This is a genomic window from Streptomyces cavernae (genome assembly GCF_004023625.1).
Classification (GTDB): Bacteria; Actinomycetota; Actinomycetes; order Streptomycetales; family Streptomycetaceae; genus Streptomyces; species Streptomyces cavernae.
On sequence record NZ_RPDJ01000026.1, the window covers coordinates 195486 to 217329 of the forward strand.

20 protein-coding genes and 1 pseudogene are annotated in these 21844 nt (G+C 71.9%); 16 read left to right on the forward strand and 5 right to left on the reverse strand.

Annotated elements, in window-relative coordinates:
- The first annotated feature begins 40 nt into the window (after window positions 1-40).
- The 6 genes from EF387_RS31520 to EF387_RS31545 all read left to right on the forward strand — a co-directional run bounded on the left by EF387_RS31520 (window position 41) and on the right by EF387_RS31545 (window position 6535).
- Complete coding sequence (locus EF387_RS31520) at window positions 41-655, forward strand: D-sedoheptulose-7-phosphate isomerase (protein ID WP_128380042.1); 615 nt, start codon at window positions 41-43, stop codon at window positions 653-655.
- Window positions 652-2061 (forward strand): D-glycero-beta-D-manno-heptose 1-phosphate adenylyltransferase, encoded by a 1410-nt coding sequence (gene rfaE2 / locus EF387_RS31525; protein ID WP_128380043.1) that lies wholly within the window; start codon window positions 652-654, stop codon window positions 2059-2061. Before EF387_RS31520 ends, rfaE2 begins: the two co-directional genes overlap by 4 nt.
- A complete protein-coding gene (locus tag EF387_RS31530) occupies window positions 2058-3044 on the forward strand; it encodes a glycosyltransferase family 9 protein (RefSeq protein WP_128380044.1) in 987 nt (328 codons plus the stop codon). The genes rfaE2 and EF387_RS31530 overlap by 4 nt, the downstream gene beginning before the upstream one ends.
- Complete coding sequence (locus EF387_RS31535) at window positions 3041-3916, forward strand: glycosyltransferase family 2 protein (protein ID WP_128380045.1); 876 nt, start codon at window positions 3041-3043, stop codon at window positions 3914-3916. Before EF387_RS31530 ends, EF387_RS31535 begins: the two co-directional genes overlap by 4 nt.
- Before the next feature lie 112 nt (window positions 3917-4028).
- The gene (locus tag EF387_RS31540; RefSeq protein WP_128380046.1) at window positions 4029-4835 is read left to right on the forward strand and encodes an SDR family oxidoreductase; all 807 of its coding nucleotides are present in this window, start codon (window positions 4029-4031) and stop codon (window positions 4833-4835) included.
- 461 nt (window positions 4836-5296) lie between these two features.
- Window positions 5297-6535 (forward strand): MFS transporter, encoded by a 1239-nt coding sequence (locus tag EF387_RS31545; RefSeq protein ID WP_238431812.1) that lies wholly within the window; start codon window positions 5297-5299, stop codon window positions 6533-6535.
- 140 nt (window positions 6536-6675) lie between these two features.
- Here the strand turns inward: EF387_RS31545 and EF387_RS31550 are convergent, their stop codons facing one another.
- The 3 genes from EF387_RS31550 to EF387_RS31560 all read right to left on the reverse strand — a co-directional run bounded on the left by EF387_RS31550 (window position 6676) and on the right by EF387_RS31560 (window position 9368).
- On the reverse strand, window positions 6676-7053 hold the full coding sequence (locus tag EF387_RS31550; protein ID WP_128380048.1) for a hypothetical protein: 378 nt from the start codon (window positions 7051-7053) through the stop codon (window positions 6676-6678).
- On the reverse strand, window positions 7050-8753 hold the full coding sequence (gene ctaD / locus EF387_RS31555) for an aa3-type cytochrome oxidase subunit I (protein ID WP_128380049.1): 1704 nt from the start codon (window positions 8751-8753) through the stop codon (window positions 7050-7052). Before ctaD ends, EF387_RS31550 begins: the two co-directional genes overlap by 4 nt.
- A 321-nt stretch (window positions 8754-9074) precedes the next feature.
- A complete protein-coding gene (locus EF387_RS31560; RefSeq protein WP_128380081.1) occupies window positions 9075-9368 on the reverse strand; it encodes a putative quinol monooxygenase in 294 nt (97 codons plus the stop codon).
- A gap of 335 nt (window positions 9369-9703) precedes the next feature.
- Here EF387_RS31560 and EF387_RS31570 point away from each other — a divergent pair, with 335 nt between their 5' ends.
- The 4 genes from EF387_RS31570 (at window position 9704) to EF387_RS31585 (ending at window position 14077) form a co-directional block, all read left to right on the forward strand.
- Window positions 9704-10732, forward strand: coding sequence for a sugar ABC transporter substrate-binding protein (locus tag EF387_RS31570; RefSeq protein ID WP_128380051.1), 1029 nt, complete (start codon window positions 9704-9706; stop codon window positions 10730-10732).
- A 362-nt stretch (window positions 10733-11094) separates the two neighbouring features.
- A complete protein-coding gene (locus EF387_RS31575; protein WP_128380052.1) occupies window positions 11095-12120 on the forward strand; it encodes an ABC transporter permease in 1026 nt (341 codons plus the stop codon).
- Window positions 12117-12953, forward strand: coding sequence for an ATP-binding cassette domain-containing protein (locus EF387_RS31580; RefSeq protein ID WP_128380053.1), 837 nt, complete (start codon window positions 12117-12119; stop codon window positions 12951-12953). Before EF387_RS31575 ends, EF387_RS31580 begins: the two co-directional genes overlap by 4 nt.
- A gap of 92 nt (window positions 12954-13045) precedes the next feature.
- Window positions 13046-14077: a LacI family DNA-binding transcriptional regulator gene (locus tag EF387_RS31585; RefSeq protein WP_128380054.1), complete on the forward strand. Its 1032-nt coding sequence runs from the start codon at window positions 13046-13048 to the stop codon at window positions 14075-14077.
- 128 nt (window positions 14078-14205) lie between these two features.
- Here the strand turns inward: EF387_RS31585 and EF387_RS31590 are convergent, their stop codons facing one another.
- Window positions 14206-15228, reverse strand: a complete 1023-nt coding sequence (locus EF387_RS31590; protein ID WP_238431813.1) for a saccharopine dehydrogenase NADP-binding domain-containing protein — start codon at window positions 15226-15228, stop codon at window positions 14206-14208.
- Between the two features lie 78 nt (window positions 15229-15306).
- Complete coding sequence (locus EF387_RS31595; RefSeq protein ID WP_128380055.1) at window positions 15307-16740, reverse strand: MFS transporter; 1434 nt, start codon at window positions 16738-16740, stop codon at window positions 15307-15309.
- Between the two features lie 114 nt (window positions 16741-16854).
- Here EF387_RS31595 and EF387_RS31600 point away from each other — a divergent pair, with 114 nt between their 5' ends.
- The 6 genes and pseudogenes from EF387_RS31600 (at window position 16855) to EF387_RS31625 (ending at window position 21675) form a co-directional block, all read left to right on the forward strand.
- Window positions 16855-17523 carry a TetR/AcrR family transcriptional regulator gene (locus EF387_RS31600; protein ID WP_128380056.1) on the forward strand — a complete coding sequence of 223 codons (669 nt, stop codon included), beginning with the start codon at window positions 16855-16857 and terminating at the stop codon, window positions 17521-17523.
- A 108-nt stretch (window positions 17524-17631) separates the two neighbouring features.
- The gene (locus EF387_RS31605; protein ID WP_128380057.1) at window positions 17632-17886 is read left to right on the forward strand and encodes an EF-hand domain-containing protein; all 255 of its coding nucleotides are present in this window, start codon (window positions 17632-17634) and stop codon (window positions 17884-17886) included.
- 192 nt (window positions 17887-18078) lie between these two features.
- Window positions 18079-18762, forward strand: a complete 684-nt coding sequence (locus EF387_RS31610) for an FAD-dependent monooxygenase (protein ID WP_274388965.1) — start codon at window positions 18079-18081, stop codon at window positions 18760-18762.
- 147 nt (window positions 18763-18909) lie between these two features.
- Window positions 18910-19902, forward strand: coding sequence for an asparaginase (locus tag EF387_RS31615; protein ID WP_128380059.1), 993 nt, complete (start codon window positions 18910-18912; stop codon window positions 19900-19902).
- Between the two features lie 200 nt (window positions 19903-20102).
- Window positions 20103-20617, forward strand: a pseudogene (locus EF387_RS31620) (MFS transporter); the annotation flags it as partial.
- Between the two features lie 368 nt (window positions 20618-20985).
- The gene (locus tag EF387_RS31625; protein WP_128380060.1) at window positions 20986-21675 is read left to right on the forward strand and encodes a CPBP family intramembrane glutamic endopeptidase; all 690 of its coding nucleotides are present in this window, start codon (window positions 20986-20988) and stop codon (window positions 21673-21675) included.
- The last annotated feature ends 169 nt before the right edge of the window (window positions 21676-21844 follow it).

The following is a 21844-nucleotide window of genomic DNA, read 5'->3' on the forward strand; positions in this document are numbered from 1 at the left end:
GGAGGCAGGACCCGGCCTTCACGGCCCGGACCCGACCGCCATGCCAGATTCTCTGCACGCAGCGCGGCAGCACTGCCGGTCGCTGCAGGACGCGCTCGACCGCCTCGGTCGGCAGGAGCTCGGCCGGATCACGGACTGGGGGCGGCACCTCGCCGCCGTCCTGCCGGTCGGCGGCAGACTGCTGGCCGCGGGAAACGGCGGCAGCGCCGCCCAGGCACAGCACCTCACCGCCGAACTGGTCGGCCGCTATCGCGACGAACGCCCGGCGTACTCCGCGATCGCCCTGCACTCCGAGACCTCCAGCGTGACGGCCATCGCCAACGACTACGGCTTTGAGGAGCTCTACGCCCGCCAGGTCGCCGCCCACGGACGCCCCGGCGACGTACTCGTCCTGCTGTCCACCTCCGGGCGCAGTCCCAATGTGCTGGCCGCCGCCGACACCGGCCGCGCCGCCGGGCTGCTGGTGTGGGCCATGACCGGGCCCCGCCCCAATCCACTGGCGGCCCGCGCCCAGGACGCCCTGTGCGTCGACTCGGCCAGCACCGCCACCGTCCAGGAGGCCCACCTCGTCGCCGTGCACATGCTCTGCGAGGCGTTCGACGCGCACGCCGCCGCGCCGGAGCGCCTCACCGCCACTGTTCGGAGGGCCACGTGAACGCGGGGAAGCCGCTCGTCGTGGTGGGGGACGCGCTGCTCGACCGCGACATCGACGGGGAGACCACCCGGCTGGCCCCGGACGCTCCGGTCCCGGTGGTGGACGTCGTCCACGACCGATGCCGACCGGGCGGCGCCGGGCTCGCCGCGGCGCTCGCCGCACGCAGCGGCCGGGAGGTCGTCCTGGTCACCGCGCTCGGCGACGACCCGGCCAGCCGTACGGTGCGGGACGCGCTGCGGCCCCGGGTCCGGTTGGTCGAACTGGCGCTGGAGGGCACCCTGCCCGTGAAGACCCGGGTACGGGTCGGCGGCCGGCCCGTGGTGCGGGTCGACGACGGCGGCGGCCGGCCCGGCGAACCGGACGACACGGTCCGGGCGGTGTTCGACGATGCCGGGGCCGTCCTGGTCGCCGACTACGGTCGCGGCACCGCCGTCGCCGTACGCGACCTCCTCGCGCGGGTCGCATGGCGGCTGCCGTTGGTGTGGGACCCGCATCCGCGCGGCGAGGCGCCCGTCCCCGGCGCGCGTCTGGTCACGCCCAGCGGGGCGGAGGCGTACGCCATGACCCGCGTCGGCGACGACTCGCTGCGCGCGCACGCCCTGCGGGGTACCCGCCTGGCCGACCGTTGGAAGGCGGCGGCCGTCGCCGTGACCCTGGGCGAGCACGGCGCGATGCTGACCCGCGCGGGCAGCGACAGCCCCATGCTCGTCCCCGCCCCCTACCGCGCCGACGGCGACCCGTGCGGTGCGGGCGACTGCTTCGCCGCGACCGCCGCGGGGGCGTTCGCCGACGGGGCGCTGCCCGAGGAGGCCGTGCAGCGGGCGGTCGCCGAAGCCACCGCGTTCGTCGCGGGGGCCGGGGCCGGGGACCACTCGCTCTGGCAGGTCCCCGCCGAGGCCCCGTCCGTGCCGCCGGTGCGGCCCCTGGACCCCTTCGAGCTCGCCGAGCGGGTCCGGGCGCGCGGCGGCACGGTCGTGGCCACGGGCGGCTGCTTCGACCTGCTCCACGCGGGCCATGTGGGCCTGCTGGAGGGCGCCCGCAGGATCGGCGACTGTCTCATCGTCTGCGTCAACTCGGACAGCTCGGTCCGCCGCCTGAAGGGGCCCGGCCGCCCGCTGACCCCGGAGGCGGACCGCAGGCGCATCCTCGGCGGCCTGGGTTGTGTGGATGCCGTCGCGGTGTTCGACGAGAACACCCCGGAGGCCCTGCTGCGCAAGCTGCGTCCCGATGTCTGGGTCAAGGGCGGCGACTACACCGCCGACTCACTGCCGGAAGCCGCCGCCCTGCGTGAGTGGGGAGGGCAGGCCGTCGTCCTGCCGTACCTCGACGGCCGATCCACCACCGAACTCGCGCGCCGCGCGGCACTCGCCCGTACCCGTAACAAGAACTCGGCGCCCCCACGATGACCCGGCGGCTGGTGGTGCTGCGCGCACTGGGGCTCGGTGATCTGCTGACCGCCGTGCCCGCGCTGCGTGCGCTGCGCCGGGCCTTCCCGGATCACGAGACGGTGCTGGTGGCGCCCGCGCGGCTGGCCGACGCGGCCGCCGCGACGGGTGTCGTGGACCGGCTGCTGCCCGCCGAGGCTCCGGGCCGTGCGGTGCCCGCCCGGATCGACTGGCCCTGGCCGACGCCCGACATCGCCGTGGATCTGCACGGCAACGGTCCGCTGAGTCTCCGTCCGCTGGAGGCGCTGAACCCCTCCCGGCTGCTGGCGTACGCGCGGCCCGACGGACCTGAGTGGTGTGAGGACGAACACGAGCGACACCGCTGGTGCCGGCTGCTGGGGTCCTACGGAATCCCCGCCGACCCCGCGGATCTGCGGATCCCGGCGCCCGATGCCCACCCGTCGGTTCCCGGCGCCACGATCGTCCACCCGGGCGCGGACGCCGCCGCCCGGCGCTGGCCCGCGGAACGTTTCGGGGCTGTCGGGAGCGCGCTGTGCGCCGCCGGGCACCGGGTGGTCGTCACGGCTGGAGCGGGCGAGGGTCCTCTCGCCCGTCGGGTCGCGCAGTGCGCCGGGCTGCCGGCGTCGTCGGTCCTCGGCGGAGCGGCGGACGTCCCGTTCGAGGAGCTCGCCGCGCTCGTCGCCGGTGCCCGCGCGGTCGTCGTCGGGGACACCGGACTCGCCCATCTGGCAACCGCCCTCGGAACACCGTCCGTGGTGCTGTTCGGGCCGGTCGCCCCCCGGCTGTGGGGGCCGCCCGCCGATCCGCGGCACCGTGTTCTGTGGCACGGCGACCCCGGGGGTGTGCCCCGGCCGGGGGACGCCCATGGGGACCGGCCCGACGAGCGGCTGCTGCGGATCACGCCCGCCGAGGTCGTCGCCGCGGTGGACCGGCTGCCGGGGGCCGGGCACGGGCCGCTGGTCGCCGCCGGGCGGCTGCCGTGACCGGCTCCGCCTCCGGGATCGGGGTGGTCGTGATCACGCGCGACCGTCGCGACAGCCTGCTGCGCACCCTGGACCGGCTGGACGCGCTCCCCGAACGGCCGCCCATCGCCGTCGTCGACAACGGCTCGTCGGACGGCAGCGCGGGGGCTGTCCGGGAGGCCCATCCCGCGGTTCGGCTGATCACCGCGGGCCGCAACCTCGGCGCCGTGGGCCGCAACCTGGGCGTCGCCGCGCTGACCACGCCCTATGTCGCGTTCAGTGACGACGACTCCTGGTGGGAGCCGGGCGCCCTGCGCCGCGCGGCCGGCCTGTTCGACGCCCACCCGCGGCTGGCACTGATCGCCGCGGCGACCCGGGTGGGTCCCGACGGGCGCTCCGATCCGCTGAACGACGTCCTCGCCGCGTCGCCACTGGGCAACGTACCGGATCTGCCCGGCCGGCCGGTGCTGGGTTTCCTCGCCTGCGGGGCCGTCGTCCGGCGGGAGGCGTTCCTCGGCGTGGGCGGCTTCCACCCGGTGCTGCACTTCGGCGGGGAGGAACAACTGCTCGCCCTCGATCTCGCGGCGCGGGGCTGGGGCCTCGCGCACTGCCCGCAGGTCGTCGCCCGGCACGACCCCGCCCCCGCCGGGCGGACCGGCCGGAACGCCCTGGTGCGGCGCAACGAGCTGCTCACCGCCTGGATGCGCCGCCCCCTGCGCCAGGCGCTGATCCGCACGGGGCGGCTCGCCCGGGACTGCCGTACGGACCGGCAGGCACGGGTCGCGCTCGCCGGAGCGGTCCGCCGCCTGCCCCGGGCACTGGCCGAACGGCGAACGGTACCCGACTGGCTGGAGCGGCAGGCCCGCGCCCTGGACTCCGGGGATCTGCCGTGACGGCCGGTCGCACCCGGCCTTCTGCCGTGACGACCAGTCGCGCCCGGGCTGCTGCGGTGACGACCAGTCGCATCCGGCCCTCCTGGGCCACCCGACAACCTACGGAGAACCCATGGAATCCCCTCGCGACGCAGCCCGCGTGGCCCTGATCACCGGATCCGACTCGGGGATCGGCCGCGCGACCGCCGTCCGGCTGGCCGAGGCCGGCATGGACATCGGCATCACCTGGCACCGTGACGAGGAGGGAGCTCGGCGGACGGCGGACGAGGTGCGCGCGGCGGGGCGCCGCGCCGCGATCGAGCAGTTGGACCTCACCCGGCTCCCGGAGGCCGCCGGGGTCATCGACCGCATGGCCGACGAGCTCGGCAGGGTCGATGTGCTGGTGAACAACTCCGGGACGGGCACCATGACCCCCTTCCTGGAACTGGATCTGAGTAGCGTGCGCGAGGTCATCGACGTCGATCTGGTGGGGCCGTTCCTGTGCGGCCAGCGCGCCGCCCGACGCATGATCGCCCGGGGTGGCGGGGGCCGGATCGTCAACGTCACCAGCGTCCACGAGCACCAGCCCCGGGTGGGCGCCGCACCGTACTGCGCGGCCAAGGGCGGGCTCGGGCTGCTCACCCAGGTGATGGCGCTGGAACTGGCCGAGCACGGCATCACCGTCAACGCCGTCGCTCCCGGCGAGATCGCCACCCCGATGACCGGCCAGGAGGACACCGACGTCACGACGGAACCCCGGCCCGGCGTGCCGCTGGGCCGCCCGGGCGATGCCCGGGAGGTAGCGGCCGTGATCGCCTTCCTCGCCGGTCCGGACGCGTCCTATGTCACCGGCGCTTCGTGGGTGGTTGACGGAGGGATGCTGCGCATGGGACCGCAGGCCGGTTCCCATCTCCCCGACGACTCCTGGCGACGCCCCTGAGGGTGCGTCGGCGGGGCGTGTGAGGAAGTCCACCTCGGCGACGAAATGCCAGGTGGCGCGGGACAACCGGTTCATTCCGGGCGGCCGGAGCGGACGGTCAAATTCCATATCGAGTACGCGTCTGTGAGGATGGCTCGGCCCGAGGGCCCGGCCTGCCTCACCGTCGAGCGCGGCATCGCTCGCAGCGAGGGCCCCGCACCCGAGTGACGGCTGCCGCCGTCCCGCTCGGTCTGCTGTCCCCCTGTGCCCGAACTTCGCCCTGCCGGGGCTTCACGAAGCGCTCTGACGTGTCTCTTTCCTCTGAACCCACCCTCGCCACTCCTGGCACCCCTGCCACCCATGCCACCCGTGTCACCCCTGAAGAACCCGCCCCCGCGGCGCCTCGCCCACGCGCCCGTGTCCGGGACCGCGCCCGCAAGCGCGGCGATCGCGCCGCCTGGCGTTGTCTGAGGTACCCCAGCATGCGGTGGTGGTCGGCCGCCAACCTGCTGTCGAACACCGGTACCTGGATGCAGCTCACCGTGCAGAACCTGCTGGTGCTGCAGCTCACCGGCTCCGCCGCCGCGACGGGCCTGTCCCTGGCGGTCCAGGCCGCCCCGGGACTGCTGCTCGGAGTCGCGGGCGGGGCGGTGGTCGACGCCTGGCCGCGCAAGTACACCGCGCTGGTGAGCCAGACGGTGCTGGCCCTGGTCGCCTTCGTCACCGCCGCCATGGTGGCGCTGGACCAGCTCAGCACGGGCGGCCTGCTGGTGCTGGCCGCCGTCACCGGGCTGGTTGCGACGGTCGACGGGCCGGCGACCGCTCTGCTGGGCAACGACCTGGTCCGGCCGGAGGACCTGCCGTCCGCCATCGCCCTGGGCTCCGCGGTGCACAGCGTCGGCCGGTTCGCCGGCACCGCGTCGGCCGCCGTGGTCGTGGGCCTGTTCGGCACCGCGACCGCCTATCTGGCCAACGGCCTGTCCTTCCTCGCCGTCGCCGCCGTCATCCCGTTTCTGCGGCCGGCACCGGGCACGCACGGCACGCAGGACACGCGCGGCACGCCTCCGGCTTCTCCGGCGTCCAAGGGGAAGGCGGCGCGGACGCCCGGCGGCCTGACGTACTTCCTGAGCAGGCCCCGGCTGGTCGCGCTCGCCGCGATCACCGCGCTGAGCTCCATCTTCGGCAGGAACTACACACTCACCCTCGCGGTGTTGGTGACCGGACCCCTGCACGGCGGCACCGGGGCCTACGGCATGGTCTCCACCGTCCTGGCCGTCGGCGGGATGGCCGGGGCCGTCGTCGCCGGACGGTTGCGCAGCCCGTCCGTCCGGCTGGTCGCCGCGCTCGCCGCGGCGGGAGCCATCCTCCAGGTGGCCGCCGGACTGTCCGGCACGCTGATGCTGCTCATGGTCCTGGTGCTGCCCATGGCCGTGCTGGAGTCGGTCTCCGACACCGCCGGCGCCACGGTGCTCCAGACCGACCCACCGCCCCATATGCGCGGCCGGGTCCTGGGTGTCTGGCGCAGCGCAAGCACCGCGTGGGGACTGGCGGGGCCGCCGTTGCTCGGCCTGCTGCTCGAGTTGGCGGGCGCCCGCGGGGCGTTGGTCGCGGGCGGTCTGATCATTGCCGGCGGGATAGCCGCGGGCGCCCTGGGGCACCGTGGCGCGAACCGCGTCCCGACGGCTCCGAGCCTGCCCATTCCCGCCCAGCGGACAGCGTGAGCCGGTCCCGCCCGGCGGACAGCGTGAGCCGGTCCCGCCCGGCGGACAGCGTGAGCCGGTCCCGCCCGGCGGACAGCGGGACCTGGCGCGCCCGGCGGACGGCTTGCGTGAGCGCGTACCGCCCGGCGGAGGGCGTTGGTTCAGTCACCGATGGGCCAGGCGAACCAGGTGGTCAGGCCCGCCGTCCACAGCAGGGCGGCGCAGACCACCACGACGCCGGTCTTCAGGAGCCTCGCGCGCAGGAGGCGGTAGCGGGACTCGTACTCGTGGCGCAGGGAGTGGGCGCGGTTGACCACCGTCCTCAGCATCAGCTCGGTGAGCTGTCCGCGCTGCTCGACGTAGTGGCGTGAGATCTCTTCCCGCTCGGCCGTGGACAGCCACGGCATGCGGTCGGTGAACTCCCGCGCTTCGCGGTGCGCGGCCTCGCGTTCCGCGTGCAGGAGCAGGAAGCCCTCGATCTCGTTCACCGCCGCCGCCACTGTCCGCGACGGCGGGTCCTCCTTGCTGCCGGCCGTCATGACTGATCGGAGTCCTGGTCGGGCTCCACCACGTCGCGCCGGCCGGTGAATTCCTTCTGGTCGAGGGCGCTGACCTGTGGGTGGTGCAGGTCGAAGGCAGGGGAGTCCGAGCGGACCTTGGGCATGGTGACGAAGTTGTGGCGGGGCGGGGGGCAGGAGGTGGCCCACTCCAGCGAGCGGCCGTAGCCCCAGGGATCGTCCTCCTCGACCCGCTTTCCGTACTTGGCGGTCTTCCACACGTTGTACAGGAACGGCAGCGTGGACAGTCCCAGCAGGAAGGCGCCGATGGAGGAGACGGTGTTCAGGACGGTGAAGCCGTCGGCGGCCAGATAGTCGGCGTAGCGGCGGGGCATGCCCTCCGCGCCGAGCCAGTGCTGGACCAGGAAGGTGCCGTGGAAGCCGACGAAGAGGGTCCAGAAGTGGATCTTGCCGAGGCGTTCGTCGAGCATCGTGCCGGTCATCTTCGGCCACCAGAAGTGGAACCCGGCGAACATCGCGAACACGATCGTGCCGAACAGCACGTAGTGGAAGTGCGCCACGACGAAGTAGGTGTCCGTGACGTGGAAGTCCATCGGGGGCGAGCCCAGGATGACGCCGGTCAGCCCGCCGAACAGGAACGTCACCAGGAAGCCCGTGGCCCACAGCATCGGTGTCTCGAAGGTGATGGAGCCCTTCCACATCGTGCCGATCCAGTTGAAGAACTTCACCCCCGTCGGGACCGCGATCAGGAAGGTCATGAAGGAGAAGAAGGGCAGCAGCACCGCGCCGGTGGCGAACATGTGGTGTGCCCACACCATCACCGACAGACCCGTGATCGAGATGGTCGCGCCGACCAGTCCCATGTAGCCGAAGATCGGTTTGCGGGAGAAGACCGGCAGGATCTCGGTGACCACGCCGAAGAACGGCAGGGCGAGGATGTAGACCTCCGGGTGGCCGAAGAACCAGAACAGGTGCTGCCACAGGACGGCGCCGCCGTTCTCCGGGTTGAAGACCTGCGCGCCGAAGCGGCGGTCCGCCTCCAGCACCAGCAGCGCCGCCGCGAGCACGGGGAAGGCGAGCAGCACCAGGACCGAGGTGAGCAGCACGTTCCAGGTGAAGATCGGCATGCGGAACATGGTCATACCCGGGGCCCGCATGCAGATGATCGTGGTGATGAAGTTGACGGCGCCCAGAATGGTGCCGAATCCGGACAGCGCCAGACCCATGACCCACATGTCGCCGCCGACGTAGGGCGTACGTTCCCCGCCGCTGAGGGGTGTGTAGGCGGTCCAGCCGAAGTCGGCCGTGCCCTGCGTCGTCAGCAGGCCGCTGGCGACGATGAGTCCGCCGAAGAGGAACAGCCAGTACGACAGCATGTTCAGCCGTGGGAAGGCCACATCCGGAGCCCCGATCTGCAAAGGCATGACGGCGTTGGCGAACCCGGCGAAGGTCGGTGTGGCGAACAGCAGCAGCATCACGGTGCCGTGCAGTGTGAACGCCTGGTTGTACTGCTCGGCCGAGGAGAACTGCAGCCCCGGCCGCGCCAGTTCGGCCCGTAGCAGCAGCGCCAGAACTCCTCCGAAGAGGAAGAACGCGAACGACGTGATCAGGTAGAGGTGTCCGATCTTCTTGTGATCCGTGGTCGACGCCCACGACACGATCACCTGGCCAATACTCCGCCCCGCCGGCACCGGGGCGACCGGCTCGGTCACTGCAGCCATGCTTGTCCTTATATTTTTGGGTAATTGGCGCTTATGGCGCCTATCGCCCACAATGGCCTACCCGGCGGCCGGCGTGCACGCATGCCACGCCCAGTCGGCGGAGCGGCTTCCGGACTCTTCACGCACCCGGTCCGGGGCAGGCTCCTCGTTCGAATGAAGCGCCGGAAACAACAGCAGCGGCAACCGACGGCCGCGCAAAGCGCAGCACGAGGCCGGGCGGGGCCCGCAGAGCGGGCCCCGCCCGGCCGTCGTCGGTTCACCGGATGCGGAAGGTCAGGTCAACCGGCTCCAGGAAAAGTCAGGCCACCGGCTCCAGGAAGGTCAGGTCACCGGCGCCAGGAAGGTCAGGACCGACGCGTCCTCCTCGATCAGCGGGGCGAGTGCGGTGTTGAACGGGCCGCCGTACGGGGCCTTCAAATGTTCCTGGAAGGCGTCCTCGTCGCGGTACACCTCGAAGATCCAGTAGGCGCGGGGGCTCGCCGCCTTGGTGTACACGTCGAACGCGAGGTTGCCGTCCTCGTCACGCACCTTGCGGGCGTAGTCCACGATCAGCCGGGCGACCTCGTCCTCCGCGCCCTCGCGGGCGGTGAACTCGGCGAGCAGGGTCTTGTTCACGGCCTGGTGTCCTCCGTGGTCCATGAGTGTCATCGTTGACTTGTGTCAGCGATGACATCGAGTGGCCCGATGATGGGGGCCATCCGGTCGGTCCGTCAACAGTCCGGGGCAGGAAACCCACGGGGCATTCGTGGGGCAGCCGCCCGACATCTGGGGATGGGCGAGGGCCACGGGCGTTGCCGATTTGTGACGAGTGCAGGGCATTGACGTTTCCGGGAGACGGAGTCCATCATCCTCGCCATGCAGTGTCAACGATGACATAAGTCAACGATGACACCTCGGGACGGCATGCTCCGATGCCGGCCGCGCCGCTCCAATCCCGCAGGAGTCGTTTCATGTCTCGCACCACTCGTCTGCCCCTGTCTCTCCTCAGAGTCGCTGCGTGCACGGGCATCGCGGCCCTCACCCTGACGGCCTGCGGATCCGGCTCCGGTTCCGGATCGGGTTCCGCCAGCGCCGGTTCGGGTGACGTCAAGGTCGGCCTGATCACCAAGACCGACACCAACCCGTTCTTCGTGAAGATGAAGGAGGGCGCGGAGAAGTCCGCCAAGGAGAACGGCGTCCAACTGGTCACCGCCGCAGGCAAGTTCGACGGCGACAACGCAGGCCAGGTCACGGCCATCGAGAACATGGTCGCCTCCGGCGTGAAGGGCATCCTGATCACCCCGAGCGACTCCAAGGCCATCGTGCCCGCCATCGAGAAGGCCCGCGCCAAGGGCGTCCTGGTGATCGCCCTTGACACCCCGACCGAGCCGGAAGACGCGGTCGACGCGCTCTTCGCCACCGACAACCTCAAGGCCGGCGAGCTGATCGGCGAATACGCCAAGGCGGCCATGAAGGGCAAGACCGCCAAGATAGCCACCCTCGACCTCGCGCCGGGCGTGTCCGTGGGCGTCCAGCGGCACAACGGCTTCCTGAAGGGCTTCGGCATCGACGAGAAGGACCCGGCCGTCGTCTGCTCCCAGGACACCGGAGGCGACCAGGCCAAGGGCCAGACGGCGATGGAGAACTGCCTCCAGAAGGAGCCCGACATCAACGTCGTCTACACCATCAACGAACCGGCCGCTCTGGGCGCTTACACCGCGCTCAAGGCGAAGGGCCGGGAGAAGGACGTCCTGATCGTCTCCGTCGACGGCGGCTGCACCGGCACCACGGCCGTCAAGGACGGCAAGATCGCCGCCACGTCCCAGCAGTACCCGCTGAAGATGGCCGCCGAGGGCGTCAAGGCCGTCGTCACCTACGCCAAGGACGGCAAGAAGGCGTCCGGTTACACCGACACGGGCGTCACGCTGATCTCCGACAAGCCGCAGGACGGGGTCGCGTCCAAGGACACCGCCTACGGCCTGGAGAACTGCTGGGGCTGAGCCGCCCACGCGCCAGCCACCGCCGCCTCTTGAAACCCCTCAGCGGGGCGGCCGACCCCTCTTCCCGACCAGGGGCGGCCGCCTCTCGTCCTCCGACAAGGACTTCACTTGACCTCCTCCCCGCCGAACGACGGGGATCCCTTTCCTCGCGGGTCGGGCTTTCTGCTTCACAGCCCGCTGCCGCCTGGGTTACCAGCGAAGGGACGGTGCGCCGCCCACGGTCTTACACAAGCTCCACAGACCTGACTTCCCGCCAGCCCGGCGGTACGCCCGCCGACTTGGCTGTCACCGGCGGGCGCGACACAGCGTAACGCATGCCGGACGCTGCGTGTCCGGAAATGTTTCCACGCAAGGAGTTCTTGATGACTGCCACGTCCACGCCACCGTCCGTGCCACCGTCCACATCCAAGCCGTACGCCGAGCTCAAGGCACCGACCACGGCCCGCAGACTGCTCACGGCACCGACCACCGGCCCGCTGGTCGCCCTCCTCCTCGCCTGCGTCTTCTTCTCCCTGACGACCGACCAGTTCCTCACGGGCGGCAACTTCTCGCTGATCGTGCAGCAGGTCATGGTCGTCGGCACCCTCGCCATCGGGCAGACCCTGATCATCCTCACCGCGGGCATCGACCTGTCGTGCGGTGCCGTGATGGCGTTCGGCAGCATCGTGATCGCCAGAATGGCGGCCGAGGGCTCACTGCCCCCGCTGGCCGCCATCGGCCTGGGTCTCGCCGTCTGTGGTGGATTCGGGCTGATCAACGGTCTGTTGGTGCAGAAGATCCCGCTGCCGCCGTTCATCGTCACCCTCGGCATGCTCAACGTGGCGTTCGCGCTGACCCACATCTACTCCGAGGAGCAGACGGTCACCAACCTGCCCGGCCCGCTGACGGCCCTCGGGCAGACCTTCCCGCTCGGCCGCACCGACATCACCTACGGCTCCCTGGTCACCATCGCCCTGTTCCTGTCCTTCGCCTACGCGCTGAGCAGCACCAGCTGGGGCCGGCACGTCTACGCGCTGGGCAACAGCCAGGAAGCGGCGCGGCTCAACGGCATCCGCACGGGCCGGCTCACCGTGGGCATCTACACCGTGGCCGGCGTCCTCTACGGCATCGCCGCCCTGCTGCTCATCTCCCGCACCGGAGTCGGCGACCCGCAGGCGGGACAGACCGACAACCTCGACAGCATCACCGCCGTGGTCCTCGGCGGCACCAGCCTCTTCGGCGGACGCGGATCGGTCCTGGGCACCTTCATCGGCGTCCTCATCGTCGGCGTCTTCCGCAACGGCCTGCAGCTGATGGGGGTCGCCTCCATCTACCAGACCCTGATCACCGGAGTCCTGGTCATCCTCGCGGTGACCGTCGACCAGATCTCCCGGAAGAAGGCCCGATGACCACCACCTCCTCCCCCACCCCCGTGCTGCAGGCGCGCGGTCTGGTCAAGCGCTACGGCCATGTCACCGCCATCGACGGCGCCGACTTCGATCTGCTGCCGGGCGAGGTCCTCGCCGTCATCGGCGACAACGGGGCGGGCAAGACCAGCCTGATCAAGGCTCTCACCGGCGCGCTGGTCCCCGACGCGGGCGAGATACGTCTCAACGGCGAACCCATCACCTTCTCCGGTCCGCAGAGTGCGCGCGCCCACGGCATCGAGACGGTGTATCAGGACCTCGCCGTGGCCGCTTCGATGGACATCGCCTCCAATGTGTTCCTGGGGCGCGAGCTTCGCCGTCCCGGCGTCCTCGGCAGTGTCTTCCGCATGCTGGACAAGAAGCGCATGCGTCAGGAGGCCGCCGAGCACATGGCCGACCTGAAGATCGGCCTGCGCTCGCTGACGCAGTCGGTCGAGACGCTCTCCGGTGGCCAGCGGCAGGCGGTGGCGGTCGCCCGTTCCGTCGCCTGGGCCCGCAGCGTCGTCGTCATGGACGAACCCACCGCCGCCCTCGGCGTCAAGGAGTCCGGTCAGGTCCTGGACCTCATCCGCCGCGTCCGGGACAGGGGCATGCCGGTCGTCCTGATCAGCCACAACATGCCGCACGTCTTCGAGATCGCCGACCGGATCCACGTCCACCGGCTGGGCCGGCGTGCTGCCGTGATCAAGCCCTCCGACTACTCCATGGCGGAGGTCGTCGCCATCATGACCGGGGCGCTCACCGTCGATGCTGCGGGAGGTACGGTCGTTGCGGACTCCGAGGCGGCCAAGGCCGCGGGCGTCCAGGCAAACTGACGACACGACAGAAACACTCACGGGGTCCGGCCGCGTGCCACGCACCTTGCCGCCGCGGCCGGAACCGACGAGCATGGGAGACAGTTCACTCCATGGCAGCAGGCCGCCGCCCCACGCTGGCAGACGTCGCCCGAGAAGTGGGTGTCAGTGCGAAGACCGTCTCCCGCGTCCTCAACGAGGACGGACCCGTCTCGGCCCGGACCAGGGAACAGGTGCTCACCGCCGTGGCCAGACTCGGCTTCCAGCCGAACCTCATGGCACGCAACATCCGCGTCGGCGGGCCCGACACCACCATCGGACTGGTCGTCCCCGACCTGGGCAACCCCTTCTTCGGGGCCGTGGCCAGGAGCATCGAGGACACGGTCCGCGACCGCGGCCTGACCCTGCTCATGGGATCGTCCGCGGACGATCCCGACCGCGAACGCGCTCTGACGGACACGTTCCTCGCCCGCCGCATCAGCATCCTGATGGTCGCGCCGTCCGTCGGCGCCGACCACTCCCACCTCAGGACCCACCGCGCCGCGGGCCTGCCCGTCGTCTTCGTCGACCGTCCGGGTGCGGGCCTGGTCACGGACAGCGTCGTCAGCTCCAACCGCGCGGGCTCCCATGACGGCGTCGCCCACCTGATCGCCCACGGCCACCGGCGCATCGGCTTCGTGGGCGACCTTCCCACCAAGCTCTACACCCGCCGCGAGCGCCTGGCCGGATACCGTGCGGCCCTGCAGGAAGCCGGTCTCCCCCACGACCGCTCGCTGGTCGTCAACGCCCACGACCAGCGCGGGGCGTCGGCCGCCACCTCCCAACTCCTGGGCCTGGCGGATCCCCCGACCGCCCTGTTCGCGGGCAACAACATCGTCGCGCTGGGCATCGTCACCGAACTCGCCCGCCGCAGACGCAAGGACGTCGCCGTCGTCGCCTTCGACGACGTGGCACTCGCCGAGGCACTGGAACCGGCCCTGACGGTCGTTGCCCAGCACCCCGAGGAGATCGGCAGATCGGCGGCGACCGCCGCCCTGGCCCGCCTGGACGGCGATCGCTCCCGCGTCCGCACCATCACCGTCCGCACCCGGCTGATCGTCCGGGGTTCGGGCGAGCGCCCTGCTCCGGCGCTGCAGGAGGCGTGACGACGAAAGCGGCGCAGGGGCACGGTCGCGGTCATGGTCACGGTTCCCGGTCATCGCCGGGCACCCAGCTCGCGCTCGAACCGAACTGACAGCACCAGGGAGGGAGTTGGTGTGGCCCGGCTGTCCCGTCAGCCCGCGAGGTGCCGCACCGTCACCCCGTGGGCGGCCAGCCTCTCGGGCAGATCCGCCAGCGTGGGCAACTGCTCGATGTGGTGCACCCCGGCGGGCACGCTCGCGGTGAGCAGTTCGCGGGTGACGTACGCGGCCACCAGTCCGGAGACGCGGCTTTGTGCCCGCCCGGTGAGGGCACAGGCCGCGCGGTGGTCACCGCGGCGGGCGTCGGCCCGTACGGCGAAGCCGTCACCGCCGAAATGGACACGGCTGAAGGAGCCTGTCAGCGCTCGTTGGAGCCCGGGCCGACCGGCGCCGCCCAGCAGTCCGGTCCGGCGCAGGGCGAAGAGCGCGGCGGTCAGCGGCCGCGAGTCCAGGCACAACCGTGTGGTCGCCTCGGGGACGCCGAGCGTACGCCGCAGGGTGTACTGGTCGGAGAACGGGAACGGATGGACGGTCCTCCTTCCGTACCCGGGCACGGCGATGCGCTTCGGACGGGCCGTGACCGGCTCGGCCAGAGCCGCGACGGTCCAGCGCACCGCGTCGGCGCCGTGCCGCTCGCCCGCGCCGAGCAGCACCGTGAGATCGAGGCGGTCGGCTCCGCCGACGGCCTCGTGGGCGCGGCGGGCGAGCAGGTTCGTCAGCCCGGGGGCGACGCCGACGCTGAGGACGGCCGTGGCCCCGGCGTCGACCGCGGGCTCGTGCCATTCCGCCACGGCGTCCAGCAGCCGACGACTGGCGCCGACGTCCACGACATGGATGCCTCGTGTCAGGCAGGTTCGTGCGACCGCGGCCTCCGGGGGCTCGACGCACAACACCACGACGAGCACGTCACCGAGTTCGTCGAGCACCTGCCGGAAGCCGGCCAGGTCACCCACGTCGACCCGCTGACCGCCCTGCCGACGAGCGCGGGCACCGTCACGTCCGCCGGGCACCACCTGCCCGGGAAACCACTCCTTCAACTGGGAGGTCACCGTCGAACCGACGGCTCCGTAGCCGCCGACGACGAGGATCCGTCCACCCGGAGCTCCGGATTTCACTGCGGTCGTCCTCTCGGCCGGTCGATGGAGTTCCCCGAGCCGGCCCGCCGGCGGGTGACCCGGCGGGCGTCGATGCCGTCAGTGCACATGCGGGCCGCCGGTCGACTGCGGCTTACCGCGCGGTACGAGTCCCAGCGCCACCACCGCACTCGCCGCCGTCGCGAGGGCGCAGACGACGAAGGCGTCCTTGAAGCCGCCGACGGAGCCGCGCTCGATGCCCGTCGCGGCGATGGTCGACACGACCGCCACGCCGATCGAACCGCCCAGTTCGTGGAAGGTGTTGACGACTCCGGACGCCAGGCCCGCCTCGTGGTGCTCCACCATGCCCAGGGCGGTGGTGGTGGCGGTGACGAAGACCGCGCCGATCCCGAAGGACGCGACGACGAAGCCGGAGACGAGACCGGCGTACACGCTCCCGTCGGCGGTGAGCCGGGTCAGGGGCACGGCTCCGGCAGCCGCGATCGCCATGCCGCCCACGGCGACGGCGCGGCTGCCGAGCCGCCCGACGAGCCGGGACCCGAGGTGGGCGCCGAGACCGGTCGCCACGGCCATCGGCAGGAACAGCAGACCGGTCTTGAGCGGACTGAAGTCCCGCACGTGTTGCAGGTAGACCGAGCCGAGGAAGAAGAAGGCGAGCAGCAGCGCGGTGGCGATCAGCATCAGGAACGCGCCCGCGACGACCGGCCGCCGGGTGAACATCCGCAGGTCCATCAGCGGGGCCCGGCTCGCCCGTTCCACCGCGGCGAACACCGCGTACAGAACCAGCGCGGCGGCGATCGGGAGCAGTGCGGCGGCGCCGTCCCAGCCCACGTCACCCGCCTGCACCAGGCCGTAGATGAGGGAGGCGGTGGCCGTGGTGACCAGCAGCGCGCCGGGCACGTCGAGCCGGATCGGCTGCGGTGGGCGGGCGGGGACGAACGCGGGCAGGGCAGCGAGGACGGCGAGGCCGATCGGCACGTTGATGTAGAAGACCCACTGCCAGCCGGGTCCGGAGGTCAGTGCGCCGCCGATCAGTACACCGGCGGCCGCGCCGGTGCCGCCGATCGCGGCCCAGACGCCCAGCGCCTTGTTGCGCTCGGTGCCGTGGAAGGTGGTGGTGACGACGGAGAGCGCCGCCGGGGAGAGCAGGGCGGCGCCGACGCCCTGGGCGATACGGCCGCCGAGCAGCATGGGGGCGCTCGAGGCGAGGCCGGCCACCAGCGACGCGGCGGTGAAGAGAGCGAGCCCGGTGAGCAGGGTGCGGCGGGCGCCCAGGGCGTCGGCGAGGCGGCCACCGAGCAGCATCAGGCCGCCGAAGCACAGGGTGTACGCGGTGACTACCCAGGTCAGCATCGTCCGGCCGAGGTCGAGGTCGGCGGCCATGTCGGGCAGCGCGACGTTCACCACGGTGACGTCCAGGACGAGCATGAACTGCGCGACGCAGATGAGAGCCAGTGCCGTCCAGCGACGGGGATCGGCCGGTGGGCTGTGGTGGTCCGGCGCGTGCTGCGTGCCGGCTGCGGGGTGAGTCATGACGATTCCTCGACGGCTGGAGACGGACGGGTGGGCGAGGCCTCAACTGAACTGTACGGCACAGTTCAATTGAACTCAACGGTTCAGTTCAGTTCAGCCGCTAGGATCGGGCTCATGACCGCGGAGAACGTCAAGCAACCCCCCAGCGGCCCTCGTGCAGAACTGAAACGGCGGGCCATCGTCCGTGCGGCGCGGGAACTGTTCCTGCGGGACGGTTTCGGTGTCGGAATGGACGTCATCGCCGCCGAGGCCGGCGTGTCCAAGGTGACCGTCTACAACCACTTCGGCAGCAAGGAAGCCCTGTTCACAGCGGTCATCACCAGTGCGCTCGACGAACCCCTCGGCCATGCCTCGTCGGCCGCGCTCGAGGGGCTGCCGGAGGCCGAGGACCTGCGCGCGGCCCTCCTCCTCGCCGCCCGCGCCTGGGTGCACGCCGTCAGGACGAACGAGGACGTCATCGCCCTGCGCAACCTGGTCGCCGCCGAACGGAACCGCTTTCCGGAACTGGGACGGGCCTGGCAGGGGCGCGGTCCCGAGGGCCACCACCCGGCCGTCGCCGGCGCACTTCGCGCGCTCGCGGACCAGGGACGGCTGGTGATCCCCGACCTGGAAGCGGCGATCATCCAGCTCTACGCGCTGCTCGTCTTCCCCCACATGGTCTTCGGGATGTACGACACCCACATCGACGACAGCCTCACGGAGCGCCTCGTCGTCAGCGGGGTGGACATGTTCCTGGAGCACTACGGTCCACACGGACCGGGGGGACCGGGGCGGGAGGGATGAGCTCCCGGAGGCGCCCCGAGGGAACCCGGACCGCGATGGAGGCGTTCTTACCAGTGGGAGCGGGGCGGGGCGGCCCGCCCTGTCGGCGGAAGGAACGAGGACGACGAGATGAGCGACAAGGCCCGCAAACTGTTCGAGGCACTCGACCTCGACCAGAACGGGACCCTGAGCCGCGAAGAGGTGATCATCGCCCTGCGGGCGAAGGGGCCGTCTCTGGCCGCGTCGGGGGATCTGCCGTTCTGGGGACTGGGAGACGTCGACGCCTCCTCCGCGCTGTTCGACGCCGCTGACCAGAACGGGGACGCGGAACTGACCCTGGAGGAGTTCGCGGCGGTCGTGGACCGCCGGTTCGGCTGGCACTGACCCGGGGTGGTCGTTGTCCGACCGGGGCGGCCGGACAACCGGGGCGGCCGGCACTCACCCGGGGCGGCCGAGAACCTAGTGCCCCGGCAGGCAGCGTTTGCCCACAAGGAGCGGCGTCATGGGGTCCTCCCTGGTACCGGTGGGGAGGGCTGCCCTGCGGCCTCCTTCCCGGCCCAGTCTGTCCGCCCGTGCGTGGGTGGGCAAGCCGCCTGCCGCCCTGGCCCGGGCGGCGGCCGACGCCGTTTTCGTGCAGAGGAATACCGCGTCCGTGCAGGAGAAGCGTCGGCAAACCAGCGTGCCATGGAGGTCTTCCGCGATCTCGGGATCGAGCAGGAGGTGCTGGAGAAGGGCACCCCGAGCTCCCTGATGGGCGACACGGTGTTCGCCACCGCGCTGCTCGGCGACGAGATCGGCCGCATCCGTACCTGGGGCACCGGCGACGAGAGCCTGACCGAGTACGCGGCCCAGAGCCCGTGCGGAATGATCGACCTCCCGCAGACCTATCTGGAGCCCATCCTCCTGGCGGGCGCCGCCAAGCGGGGCGCCGTGGTCAGGCTGAACACCGCGCTGATCGACTTCGAGCAGGACGCGGCCCTGTCCGGAACGCAGTGGGCGGACGCCGCCGACGCCGTGGCACGGGAACTCGCTCTCGGTCTGCGTGCCGTCGTCATCGACCGCGACGCGCACGACGCCTACGGCGAGTGGAGCCGCCGCGCGGAGATCGACGAGGACGGCGTACTGCTGGTCCGTCCCGACGGGTATGTGGCGTGGCGCAGGCCGGGTGGTGCCCCTGGCGTCGAGGAGGCGACGCGCCTGCTGAGGGAGGCCCTGGCCGCGGTGCTCTGCCGACCCGCACCGTCGCCCTCCGAGAGGTGACCGCATACAGGTGACCGGCGACAGGTGACCGTCCACGGGCGACCGGCGTCATGTGACCGGCGTCCGCGGACGGGCACCCGATAGCCTGCACCGGGCGACCTCGACGGGTGAGGGTCAGGCCGGGATCGGTCGGAAGTGGGGGCGCGGATGAGCGCGGTGAGAACGGTGGCCGTCTACTCCCTGGGCGGGACCATCGCCATGACCACCGATCCGGCCACCGGCGCGGTCGTCCCGGCCCTCTCCCCGCATGACCTGCTCGCCGCCGTCCCCCACCTGGAAGGCCACGGCGTCGAGCTGCGCGTGCACGACTTCCGCCGGGTGGCCGGTGCCTCGCTCACCTTCGACGACCTGGCGGAGCTCGGCGCGGCGATCGACGAGACCCTCGCCGGCGGCGACGTCGACGGGCTCGTGATCACGCAGGGGACGGACACGATCGAGGAGACGGCGTTCGTCCTCGACCTGCGTCACGGCCACGAGCAGCCCGTCGTCGTCACCGGCGCCATGCGCAACCCCACCATGGCCGGCCCCGACGGACCCGCCAACCTGTACGCGGCCGTCCTCGCCGCGGCCGACCCGCGGTTGCGCGGCGCCGGTGTGCTGGTCGTCCTGAACGACGAGATCCACGCGGCACGCCACGTCCGCAAGTCCCACACCACCAGCCCCGCTGCCTTCACCTCGCCCGCCACCGGGCCCGTCGGTCGGATCGCCGAGGGCCGCGTACGGCTGATCGCCGCGCCGCCCCGCCGGGTCGGCCCCCTGGCCCGGCCGCGCGGCCGAGAGGTGCGTGTGGGCCTGTACACGGTCGGCCTCGGCGACGACGGCGCGCTGCTCGGGGCGTGGGAGGGCCGTTGTGACGGGCTCGTCGTCGCCGCGTTCGGTGTGGGCCACGTGCCTCAGCGACTCGTCGAGGGCCTCGAGCGGTTCGCCGCGCGGCTCCCCGTGGTCCTCTCCTCGCGCATCGACAACGGCCCCGTCCTGACCGGAACTTACGGATATCCCGGCTCCGAGAAGGACCTGATCGGCCGCGGGCTGATCCCGTCCGGCGAACTCGGCCCGTACCAAGCACGCCTCCTGCTCCATGAGTTGCTGGTGCGGGACGCGGACCGCGAGGCCATCGTCGAGTGGTTCGCGTCTTTCTGAAGCGAGGTCACCGATCACCTTCGGCGGGGGCGTGACATCTACAGCTCAGCCATGTCTGTCATGAGCGCAACGAATCCCAATATCGGCGCAGGGGCGGAGCCCCACCTGTCCCCCACCTGTCAATGTTGTGCACTTTCTTGACGACAGTAAGTCAGATGCTCAGATTCGCGGGTGTCCTTCCCCGGTCAAGGGAGACCGCGATGCCCCCGTCCCCCCACGCATTACCGTCCGCAGACCTTGAACGAGCCCGGCAGCTGCGCCGAGTCGCCGCCTCCGGACTGCTCGGCACCGCCGTGGAGTTCTACGACTTCCTCGTCTACGGAACCGTCGCCGCCCTCGTCTTCGGCGAGCTGTTCTTCCCCGGCGCCGCCCCCGCCGCCGCCCCCGCCGCCGCGTTCGCACCTTCGCCGCCGGCTATGTCGCCCGCCCGCTCGGCGGCATCGTCTTCGGGCACTTCGGCGACCGGCTCGGCCGCAAGTCCATGCTGCTGCTCACGATGGGCCTGATGGGCGGCGCCAGCTTCCTCATCGGCCTGCTGCCCACCTACGACACCATCGGCGTCTGGGCGCCGGTCCTGCTGATCACCCTGCGTGTCGTCCAGGGCGTCGCCATCGGCGGCGAGTGGGGCGGTGCCACGCTCATGGTCGTCGAGCACGCCGGGGAGCGGCGGCGCGGACTGTGGTCGAGCTTCACGCAGATGGGAGCACCGCTCGGCTGGCCGGTCTGTCCCTGAGCTACGACCAGAACTGCTGGAGACCGCGCCCCTGCGGACCCGTTCGGCCGGACCGGAGGCGCTGCCCGGCGGTCGGTGAGCAGGCGGTGCTTCCTGATGCGGGCGGCGAGGCGTCGGCGACGGCGCCGGTGCCGGCCGACCGGCGATGAGCACGCCACCGCCTCCTGCGCCGCCACCCCACCGGCCGACCCGCGCCGCCACCCCACCAGCCGACCCGCGATAAGCACGCCACCGGCCTACCCGCACCGCCACCTCGACGACGATTCGCTCGACGGCAGGCGGGCTCGGGTCCACCGACTCCGACCGGTGGGTGGGCCCCGGCGCGCTCGTCGCGGGATCCTGGTGACACCATGCGGCTGTTCTGTGCCATCGCGGTCCTGCTCGGCGCGAACCTGCTCAACAACCGGTTCGCGCCCGGCGTCTACGTGCTCACCTGCGTGGTCGCGACCGCGGCGCTGCTGCTGATCGCCCGCTGGGACGGTCTCACCCGCGCCGACCTCGGGCTCGACGGGCCCGGCCTGCGCCGGGGGCTGCGGTGGGCCCCGGTCCTCATCGGTGCCGTCCTCGCCGTCTACCTGCTCGCGCTGGCCGTGCCGGCCACCCGGGAGGCGTTCCAGGACGACCGTGCGGCGAGTCTGTCGGCCGGGCAACTGCTGTGGCGGGTACTGTTCCGCGTGCCGTTCGGGACCGTGCTGCTGGAGGAGACCGCCTTCCGGGGGGTTCTGTGGGCGATGGTCCGGCGTCGGCGAGGTACCGCCTGGGCCACCGCGGTGTCGTCGTCGCTGTTCGGTCTGTGGCATGTGCTGCCCTCTCGCGGGCTGGCCCGGGCCAACGCCGCCGCGGCGACCCTCGGCTCCGGGTCGGCGGGTGCCACACTCGCGATGGCGGCGGCCGTCGTCGGCACCACCGCCGCCGGGGTCGTTCTGTGCGAGCTGCGGCGCCGCTCCGGAAGCCTGGTGGCGCCCGCGGCACTGCACTGGGCGCTCAACGGCATCGGCTATCTGCTGGCCTGGGCCGCACCGGGGTCGGGTGGGCGCTGAGGGACCGCTCGGCGCGGGCCCGACGGGGCCGGTGTGTGCCGCACGGTGCGGTGCGCGCCGGACACGGCGGTGCGCGCCGGACACGGCGGTGCGCGCCGGACACGGCGGTGCGCGCCGGACACGGCGGTGCGCGCCGGACACGGCGGTGCGCGCCGGACGCGGCGGTGCG

Excerpts from the sequence above, each read along its gene's own strand:
- EF387_RS31520 (WP_128380042.1), top strand. The coding sequence starts at position 41 with ATGCCAGATTCTCTGCACGCAGCGCGGCAGCACTGCCGGTCGCTGCAG.
- EF387_RS31530 (WP_128380044.1), top strand. The coding sequence starts at position 2,058 with ATGACCCGGCGGCTGGTGGTGCTGCGCGCACTGGGGCTCGGTGATCTG.
- EF387_RS31540 (WP_128380046.1), top strand. The coding sequence starts at position 4,029 with ATGGAATCCCCTCGCGACGCAGCCCGCGTGGCCCTGATCACCGGATCC.
- EF387_RS31545 (WP_238431812.1), top strand. The coding sequence starts at position 5,297 with ATGCGGTGGTGGTCGGCCGCCAACCTGCTGTCGAACACCGGTACCTGG.
- EF387_RS31550 (WP_128380048.1), bottom strand. The coding sequence starts at position 7,053 with ATGACGGCCGGCAGCAAGGAGGACCCGCCGTCGCGGACAGTGGCGGCG.
- ctaD (WP_128380049.1), bottom strand. The coding sequence starts at position 8,753 with ATGGCTGCAGTGACCGAGCCGGTCGCCCCGGTGCCGGCGGGGCGGAGT.
- EF387_RS31570 (WP_128380051.1), top strand. The coding sequence starts at position 9,704 with ATGTCTCGCACCACTCGTCTGCCCCTGTCTCTCCTCAGAGTCGCTGCG.
- EF387_RS31575 (WP_128380052.1), top strand. The coding sequence starts at position 11,095 with ATGACTGCCACGTCCACGCCACCGTCCGTGCCACCGTCCACATCCAAG.
- EF387_RS31580 (WP_128380053.1), top strand. The coding sequence starts at position 12,117 with ATGACCACCACCTCCTCCCCCACCCCCGTGCTGCAGGCGCGCGGTCTG.
- EF387_RS31585 (WP_128380054.1), top strand. The coding sequence starts at position 13,046 with ATGGCAGCAGGCCGCCGCCCCACGCTGGCAGACGTCGCCCGAGAAGTG.
- EF387_RS31595 (WP_128380055.1), bottom strand. The coding sequence starts at position 16,740 with ATGACTCACCCCGCAGCCGGCACGCAGCACGCGCCGGACCACCACAGC.
- EF387_RS31600 (WP_128380056.1), top strand. The coding sequence starts at position 16,855 with ATGACCGCGGAGAACGTCAAGCAACCCCCCAGCGGCCCTCGTGCAGAA.
- EF387_RS31605 (WP_128380057.1), top strand. The coding sequence starts at position 17,632 with ATGAGCGACAAGGCCCGCAAACTGTTCGAGGCACTCGACCTCGACCAG.
- EF387_RS31615 (WP_128380059.1), top strand. The coding sequence starts at position 18,910 with ATGAGCGCGGTGAGAACGGTGGCCGTCTACTCCCTGGGCGGGACCATC.
- EF387_RS31625 (WP_128380060.1), top strand. The coding sequence starts at position 20,986 with ATGCGGCTGTTCTGTGCCATCGCGGTCCTGCTCGGCGCGAACCTGCTC.